This is a genomic window from Sphingomonas sp. ATCC 31555 (assembly GCF_000282895.1).
Classification (GTDB): domain Bacteria; phylum Pseudomonadota; class Alphaproteobacteria; order Sphingomonadales; family Sphingomonadaceae; genus Sphingomonas.
The window spans coordinates 23746-30444 of record NZ_ALBQ01000061.1 but is presented as its reverse complement, the minus strand read 5'-3'; the positions used below and the strand labels follow the sequence as shown (position 1 = coordinate 30444).

Annotated in this window: 13 protein-coding genes; all 13 read left to right on the top strand. The window is 64.5% G+C overall.

Features of this window, described 5'->3' with window-relative positions:
• A partial coding sequence (locus B215_RS0119025) for a hypothetical protein (protein WP_019371239.1) occupies positions 1-759 on the top strand: 759 nt, incomplete at its 5' end.
• 19 nt (positions 760-778) lie between these two features.
• The gene (locus B215_RS0119020) at positions 779-1528 is read left to right on the top strand and encodes a hypothetical protein (protein WP_019371238.1); all 750 of its coding nucleotides are present in this window, start codon (positions 779-781) and stop codon (positions 1526-1528) included.
• 13 nt (positions 1529-1541) lie between these two features.
• The gene (locus tag B215_RS0119015) at positions 1542-2042 is read left to right on the top strand and encodes a phage fiber-tail adaptor protein (protein ID WP_019371237.1); all 501 of its coding nucleotides are present in this window, start codon (positions 1542-1544) and stop codon (positions 2040-2042) included.
• Positions 2039-2260 carry a hypothetical protein gene (locus B215_RS0119010; RefSeq protein WP_019371236.1) on the top strand — a complete coding sequence of 74 codons (222 nt, stop codon included), beginning with the start codon at positions 2039-2041 and terminating at the stop codon, positions 2258-2260. The genes B215_RS0119015 and B215_RS0119010 overlap by 4 nt, the downstream gene beginning before the upstream one ends.
• Positions 2257-2883, top strand: a complete 627-nt coding sequence (locus B215_RS0119005; RefSeq protein WP_019371235.1) for a head-tail connector protein — start codon at positions 2257-2259, stop codon at positions 2881-2883. The genes B215_RS0119010 and B215_RS0119005 overlap by 4 nt, the downstream gene beginning before the upstream one ends.
• Positions 2880-3248, top strand: coding sequence for a phage head closure protein (locus B215_RS0119000; protein ID WP_019371234.1), 369 nt, complete (start codon positions 2880-2882; stop codon positions 3246-3248). The genes B215_RS0119005 and B215_RS0119000 overlap by 4 nt, the downstream gene beginning before the upstream one ends.
• Positions 3248-3778 carry a hypothetical protein gene (locus B215_RS0118995; protein ID WP_019371233.1) on the top strand — a complete coding sequence of 177 codons (531 nt, stop codon included), beginning with the start codon at positions 3248-3250 and terminating at the stop codon, positions 3776-3778. The genes B215_RS0119000 and B215_RS0118995 overlap by 1 nt, the downstream gene beginning before the upstream one ends.
• The gene (locus B215_RS0118990) at positions 3775-4170 is read left to right on the top strand and encodes a hypothetical protein (protein WP_019371232.1); all 396 of its coding nucleotides are present in this window, start codon (positions 3775-3777) and stop codon (positions 4168-4170) included. The genes B215_RS0118995 and B215_RS0118990 overlap by 4 nt, the downstream gene beginning before the upstream one ends.
• Before the next feature lie 50 nt (positions 4171-4220).
• Complete coding sequence (locus tag B215_RS0118985) at positions 4221-4445, top strand: hypothetical protein (protein WP_019371231.1); 225 nt, start codon at positions 4221-4223, stop codon at positions 4443-4445.
• Between the two features lie 68 nt (positions 4446-4513).
• The gene (locus tag B215_RS0118980; protein ID WP_019371230.1) at positions 4514-4963 is read left to right on the top strand and encodes a hypothetical protein; all 450 of its coding nucleotides are present in this window, start codon (positions 4514-4516) and stop codon (positions 4961-4963) included.
• A gap of 111 nt (positions 4964-5074) precedes the next feature.
• On the top strand, positions 5075-5500 hold the full coding sequence (locus tag B215_RS0118975; RefSeq protein WP_019371229.1) for a hypothetical protein: 426 nt from the start codon (positions 5075-5077) through the stop codon (positions 5498-5500).
• Positions 5501-5637: 137 nt separating this feature from the next.
• Positions 5638-5931 (top strand): phage tail assembly chaperone, encoded by a 294-nt coding sequence (locus B215_RS20490; RefSeq protein WP_236704378.1) that lies wholly within the window; start codon positions 5638-5640, stop codon positions 5929-5931.
• A gap of 38 nt (positions 5932-5969) precedes the next feature.
• Positions 5970-6659, top strand: coding sequence for a hypothetical protein (locus tag B215_RS0118965; protein WP_152997708.1), 690 nt, complete (start codon positions 5970-5972; stop codon positions 6657-6659).
• The last annotated feature ends 40 nt before the right edge of the window (positions 6660-6699 follow it).

The window sequence follows — 6699 nt, the reverse complement described above, 5'->3', positions numbered from 1 at the left end:
GCGGAGGATTTGGCGCATCTGATCGAGGAAACGGTACAGCGCGCGGTTGCGGCATTACCCGCACCGAAGGACGGCGAGAGTGTCGACCCGGCGGTTGTCCGGGGCATGGTCGATGAGGCGGTTGCTGCCCTACCGCCTCCGTCAGCGCCGGAAGCAATCACTGCGGAGGATTTGGCGCCTCTGATCGAGGAAACGGTGCAGCGCGCTGTTGCCGCGCTGCCCGCGCCGAAGGATGGCGAGAGCGTTGATCCAGCGGTGGTTCGCTCGATGATCGACGAAGCCGTCGCCGCGCTGCCGCCCGCCGGGGACGGCGTTGGTCTAGCAGACGCGCTCATCGATCGCTCTGGCGAGCTGGTGCTCACCCTGACCGACGGATCGATCCGTAAGCTGGGCCAAGTCGTCGGCCGGGATGCCGATATGGCAGCGTTGCAGCGCCAGTTGCAGGAAATGGTCGACGCGATTCCGAAGCCTAAGGATGCCTTCTCGCTCGATGATCTCTCCGTCGAGAGCGCTGACGGCGGGCGCACGATCCGTCTGTCCTTCAGCGCCGGCGGCCTTTCGAAGTCGTTTGAACTGGCGATCCCGGTGACCATCTACCGCGGCGTCTGGCGCGAAGGTCAGTACAAGGCCGGCGATGCCGTCACCTGGGCTGGATCACTGTGGATCGCGAACGAAGACACCGCAGCCAAACCTGACACCGGCGAGAGCTGGCAGCTGGCTGTCAAGCGGGGCCGTGACGCCCGGCCGGCCAATCTCTGATCTCGATTAGGAGCCGACAATGCCCGACAACCTGACCACACCGGTTGCCGACGCGACCGTGCTCGCCGCCAAGGATATCGGCGGCGTCAAATTCCCCCAGAACCTGCTGAACGACGCGGCCGGTGCCGATGCGATGGGGCTTGTTACGGCTGCCCCGGCGGCAAATACCCTGCTTGGGCGCCTCAAGGCGATTGCCGACTTGCTCACCCTGACCAATGGCTTCGTCGATCAGCTTGAAGGTCATCTCGATGGCGTAGAAGGTTTGCTCGCCGCGCCGACGCCGGCGGGCGAGAACTATATCGGCAAGACGGGCGGCGACGTGCTGGTCTGCGCGCCTGCCGCACCGCCGGCAACGAGCGCGGGCACATATGCGGCGGGCAACGTCCTGGGCACGAAGTTCCAGTTCCCGGGTGTCGCCCGCACGGCTGGCGCGGCCAGCTTGATCCAAGCCGCGAGCGTTCTCTGCAAGTCGGCAAACACCGCGCAGATCGACTTGATCATCTTCTCGGCCGATCCGACTGCCTCAACCTTTACCGACAAGGCCGCGCTCAACGTCGCGCCCGCCGATTATGACAAGGTGATCGGCGTCGTCTCGCTCAGCAGCTGGACGTCGCTTGGTGCAGCTGCGCTCGGCCAGAACGTGGCGGTTGGCCTGCCATTCCGCCTGCCAACCGGCACCAGCCTGTTCGCCGTCATGGTCGCCCGCGGTGCGATCACGTTGGCCTCTACGTCCGACCTGCTCCCGACGGTCCGCATTATTCCTGGCTGATAGGAGGCGCGCCATGCTGACGCACCTGATCGCCCTTGGCTTGTTCACCGTCGACGACGGCAGCACGAGCCAGAAGGGCAACGTGATTGCGACGTCGGACCGCACGGCGGTGATGACGATCGTGCCGGCAGCCGTCGCGCGCGCGAGCGGTCTGCCGTTCGGCGCCGCGGCCTGGGCGCAGCCGTACGACCCTGGCGACCATGCGCCCTATGCGATTGACTTCTCCGATCTACTCGATGAAGGCGAAAGCATCGCCAAGATCGAGGCGATCAAGGTGTCCCCGACGGCGGCACTCCTCGGCATCGCCATCGATGAGTCGGCCAATTACCGCCCAATCATCGATGTCGGGGGTCAGAAGGTCCAGGTGTGGTTCCTGATCGATCAGGCTTATTGGGAGGCAGCACAATTTGCAGCTGGCGGGGTGCAACTGCCGCTGTCGGTGCGGGTGCTTACCGATGGCAGTCCGGCGAAGCGCTACGAGCGCACGGCGGTCCTGACGGTGCGGCAGCTGTGAAGATCGACAACGGCCGCCGCGCCCAGCTGGAAATCGCCGGGGTGTTCTCTGGAGTGGCTGGCGTGCAGGGCAACAGGGTGTCGTTCCTTCCGAACCGCTCAACAGCGCGGCCGGAGAGCGTAAAGGGCGGCATGCTCGGCGGCCAGCCCGTCCGGCTGACCACCACGAAGGACCCTTCCGGTCCCTTCTACACCGCGCGTTTCGAGGTGATTGAATGACGATCGCGGAGATGCGCCAGATCGTCGGCTTGCCGGAGAGCGCCACCGACGCGGAAGTGGTCGCCGCCTACGCGGCGCTGATCGATGACGGGCGCCCGGCATCGCTGCCGATCGTGGAGCCGGTCACCGTCGAGCAGGTGCGGCGGCACTGCAAGATTGAGGAGGACGAGGAGGATCCTCTCATTGAGCAGAAGATCCGCGCGGCGCGCGAGTGGGTAGAGGATTATACCGGCTGGATTGTCGCGCAGCGTACGTTGGTTCAGCACTTCCAAGGCTGGGGAGTACATCTCGAGCTCTACCGCCGACCAGTCGTGTCCATTGATTCGATCACCTACGATGGCCCTGCCGGTGCTGCGAGGCTTGCGCAGGGCGGGTTCTTGCCCGCTCGCGATGGGCTCCGCATCTACCCCAGCGCTTCCGGGTGGCCGCCGCTCCGGTCTGGTGGCGGCGTAACCGTTGCCTACACCGCAGGATACGACGCCGGCGAGGTCCCGCACTCCATGATCGAGGCCATCATCGTGCTGGTCGCCGGCATGTTGGGGAAGCGGGAAGGCGGCTACGAGCATGCGCAAACCGCGGCGCGGGCACTGCTCGCCCGCTTCCGGCAACCGGCTCTCGCATGACGTCGGTCTTCGACCCCTCCAAGCTCAACCGCCGGGTGCGGATCGAGCGCCCAGTACCAGACACCAGCCTAGACGGGGCGGGCTCGGGCACCTGGGAGCTCGTGAAGGAAGTTTGGGCCGAGGTGCAAGACGTGCTGCCGAGCCGCGGCGAGCGCTTGGCGGAAGGGATCAACGTTGCGGCGCGCCCGGCGCGCGTCAGGATCCGGTACCGTGACGACGTGAGGTCGGACATGCGCCTGGTACTGCTAAGGAAGGGCGTGCCCGAGCGCATCATGCAGATCGTCTCGGGGCCGGCGACGCTCGGCAACCGCGACGGGCTCGAGCTCATGGTCGAGGACTATCGCCCCGCTGGGAACCCCGCCTGATGGTGACCGTCCGAGGTAAGGCGCATCTCGATCGCTATCTCGATCAACTGCCCCAGGACATCGAGACCAAGCTGCTACGTGGCGCGGGCCGCGCAGGCGGGGAGATCGTCGCTGACGAGGCGCGCGAGCGAGCGCTAGCCAATGAGGTTCGCGATGCCGTTGTGCTTCGCAGTTCGTCTCGTGACGGCCGTATCGTGGTGAAGATCACCGTCCGCCAGGGATGGAGCTACTCACTAGGCGTCTGGCAGGAATGGGGGACCGAACCGCACTTCATCCGTGTCGCCGAGGATCAACGTCAGGGCCGTAGCATCGGTCGGATCAATAAGCTGGCGAAGGCGGGTTCGCTCGTAATCGGCGGCAAGTTCGTCGGCGAGACGGTCTACCACCCTGGCGCGCGCCCAAGCCCGTTCCTCCGGCCAGCGCTGGATATCCGCGCCGCAGACGCGATCAAGGCCGCGCAGGCGTACATCAACAGCCGGATCGTCGGCGGGAAGATCGTCGGGGCAGATGAGCCGGAGGACGCGCCATGAGCGGGACCACCATCATCGGAACACTGATCCGCGCCGACGCAGCGATCCTGGAGAAGGTTGCGCTGGCGAGCATCAAATCGGGCGCGCTACCCGAAGATGTCACCTTGCCGGCGCTGCTGATCACCTCGACGAGCCTGACCGAGCGGCAGTCGCTGGTGCGCGGCGAGACGACACCGCAGAGCGAGCGCGTATCGGTAAAGGTGCGCGCCGCGAGCTACGCAGACCAGAAGCTGATGATGAAGCTGGTCGTGGATTGTTGCGCCGGGAAGACCGGCACAATCGCCGACTTCGACAACGTCTCCATCCTCACCGCTGGCCGCGGCCCCGATATGCGCGGGCCGGCCAACACGTTCGACCAGACCCAGGATTTCCGCGTCCACTATCACGCGTGAAATGGCCGGCGGACCGCCGTGCCAGCACACCCCCGAAATGGAGACCGACCATGTCCGACAAGAAGGGCATCGCCCTGAAGGCGTTTCGCGACGCCGGCACCAAGAAGCGGTTCGCCGCCGGCAAGACGTATGATTTCACCGAAGGTGAGTTCGCCAATTACGAAGCCGCCGGCCTGATCGCGAGCCCCGACCACGATGAAGCCAAGGCCGCGGGCAAGCCCGCTGCTGGCGCCAATCCCGAGACCAAGACGGCAGCGAAGAACGCCGCCGCGTGAACCCCGGGCCCGGGTGACCGGGTGCGGCCCCCGCCGGCGTGTCCGGCTCGCCTTCCAGGAGAAATACGATGTCCTCTCAGACCGCGGCGGGCACGAAGCTCGCCATTTCGGCGGAACAGCCCGCCAGCGAAAATGCCACCGGCTATGCCGCGCTGACCTTTACCACCGTCGGCGGCGTCGAGCAGCTCGGCGCATTCGGCGCCAGCTTCGCCAAGGTGGAGTTCCAGCCACTCGATGGTGCCAAAGAGAAGTACAAGGGCTCGCGCGACAATGGTGCGCTGACCGTGCCTCTGAAACTCGATAGCGAGGACGCTGGCCAGGCGCTGATGCAGACCGCCGCCGAGGATCCGAGCCAGGATCTCTATTCGGTCAAGGTGACCTACTCGGACGGTGCGATCCGCTATTTCGGGACCCGTGTGTTCGGCATGCCGGAAACGGTGGGCGGCGCAGATACGATGATAATGGCGAATCCGGTGCTCGAGATCTGCACCGACATCGTCAAGGTCGCCGCTCCGTAACCCATTCCCCACCGGCGCCCGCGACGCCGGCAATACCTTTGTACCGGCCCGTTCGCGTGATCGCGGGACGCGCGGCGGGCCGGTGCACCATCCTACCGCGAAGGAAGTCCCATGTTCGATATCACCAGCCAGGCGGTCAGCGAGACCGCCGCAATCCACATCAAGAGCGCTACCGGCGAGCCGCTTTATGCCGATGCCGAGCGCACCAAGCCGGTCCGGATCGTCATCTATGGCCCCGCCAGCAAGGCATTTGCCGGCCTGGAGACCCGACAGGCGACCCGCAGCGCGGCGCGACTGAAGGCGAATGACGGCGATTATGTGCCTGTCACCGCGGAAGAGCGGCAGCGCGACACTGCCGACGACCTGACGATGATCACCGCGGGTTTCGAGAATTTCACCTATGGCGACGGCGGCATGAGTGGCCCTGAGCTCTACCGTGCCGTTTACGCGGATCCGCGGCTTGGCTTCATCACTCGCCAAGTGGTGCAGAGCCTGGGCCAGTGGAGCGCCTTCGCGGGAAAGTCAGCCGCCGCCTGACCCTCTATGTCCGGCATTTGGCGTGGCTGAACACCGCGCCAAAGCCGGATGAGCGATCGCAGCGGGCGCAGACACAGGCGGATGCGCCGAGAGTGAGCCGCGCCGCGCGAATGAAGCGCGATGGCTTGCCGATCAGGATGCCGCCAAATCCTATGCCGCATGTCGTCGAACGGCTGATGGAAATCGGCCTGACCGAACCGGCCGGCATGGGCATTGGGCCGATCAGCTGGCGATCGATCGCGGACTGGCAGCAAGCGACCGGCATCGAGCTCAGCAGGTGGGAAGTGCGTTTGCTGCGGCAGCTGTCGGTGGAATATGTTGCCGAGCAGCACCGCGCCGAAAGCGAGACCTGCCCGCCGCCCTGGCGTGCTGAAGTGACGCAGCGCGAGCGCGAGATAGGCGAACAGCAGTTGCGGATGGTGCTCGGCTGATCTCACAGCTATACCTCCTAGAAAGCTGGGGAGGTGTCATGCGCGCGGCCGTTTTTCTACTTTGCCTGGTGTGCGGATCGGCCACTGCACAGCACCGCAATAACACCCCGCCGCAACATCAGATCCTTTCATCGGGTGTTTTGACGGGCGCTGATATTGTGGCGATCGCTCGGCTGAAGGCCAAAGAAGAAGGCGACCAGTTCAGTGAGGATCATACGATTCAGTATGTCGGTCGTGAATTCGTTGTAGACCTTCCCGCGCGAGCAATAAGCGTTAGATACGATAAGAATACGCAGACCCTTGTGGCCTCGACGCCGACCATGGATGACGGGATTGATCTTGTTCGAGAGGAAAAGGAAACGCGAGGTGTTGGCCAGAATGCCTTTGGCGCCAAGGTAGCAATGACGAAGCGCCGCGGCGCTTATTATGGCATTCTTCTTCCAGGCAAGTTCTACAGCAGAAGGCCGATCGCTTTCAGCGCCACCCTTGATGGTCCCGCCGCACGCAGCCTGAGCGCCGCTCTACGGCTGCGACTACGCGGAATCCTCGTCTCTGCGGCTAACAGTAAGTCGCCCGTTCTCTCGATGCCTCTGGTTGCTGATGCGACCGTTGACGAACCTGTAGATGTGTGGATCAGCCGATACCTTGTGGCTGTGAAATTCTCAAAGGCGGAGTGGCTGGATGGGCGAACTTCGGCGGTCATCAAAGCGGCCGACATTGAAGATTAGTTGCCCAACCTTTTAACCACACGATCAATAAGGCCGAGAC

Bases quoted from the DNA above. Each gene is read 5' to 3' on its own strand.
- B215_RS0118965 (WP_152997708.1), top strand. From the start codon at position 5,970: ATGCGCGCGGCCGTTTTTCTACTTTGCCTGGTGTGCGGATCGGCCACT.
- B215_RS20490 (WP_236704378.1), top strand. From the start codon at position 5,638: ATGCCGCCAAATCCTATGCCGCATGTCGTCGAACGGCTGATGGAAATC.
- B215_RS0118990 (WP_019371232.1), top strand. From the start codon at position 3,775: ATGAGCGGGACCACCATCATCGGAACACTGATCCGCGCCGACGCAGCG.
- B215_RS0119015 (WP_019371237.1), top strand. From the start codon at position 1,542: ATGCTGACGCACCTGATCGCCCTTGGCTTGTTCACCGTCGACGACGGC.
- B215_RS0119000 (WP_019371234.1), top strand. From the start codon at position 2,880: ATGACGTCGGTCTTCGACCCCTCCAAGCTCAACCGCCGGGTGCGGATC.
- B215_RS0118980 (WP_019371230.1), top strand. From the start codon at position 4,514: ATGTCCTCTCAGACCGCGGCGGGCACGAAGCTCGCCATTTCGGCGGAA.
- B215_RS0119020 (WP_019371238.1), top strand. From the start codon at position 779: ATGCCCGACAACCTGACCACACCGGTTGCCGACGCGACCGTGCTCGCC.
- B215_RS0118995 (WP_019371233.1), top strand. From the start codon at position 3,248: ATGGTGACCGTCCGAGGTAAGGCGCATCTCGATCGCTATCTCGATCAA.
- B215_RS0119005 (WP_019371235.1), top strand. From the start codon at position 2,257: ATGACGATCGCGGAGATGCGCCAGATCGTCGGCTTGCCGGAGAGCGCC.
- B215_RS0118985 (WP_019371231.1), top strand. From the start codon at position 4,221: ATGTCCGACAAGAAGGGCATCGCCCTGAAGGCGTTTCGCGACGCCGGC.
- B215_RS0118975 (WP_019371229.1), top strand. From the start codon at position 5,075: ATGTTCGATATCACCAGCCAGGCGGTCAGCGAGACCGCCGCAATCCAC.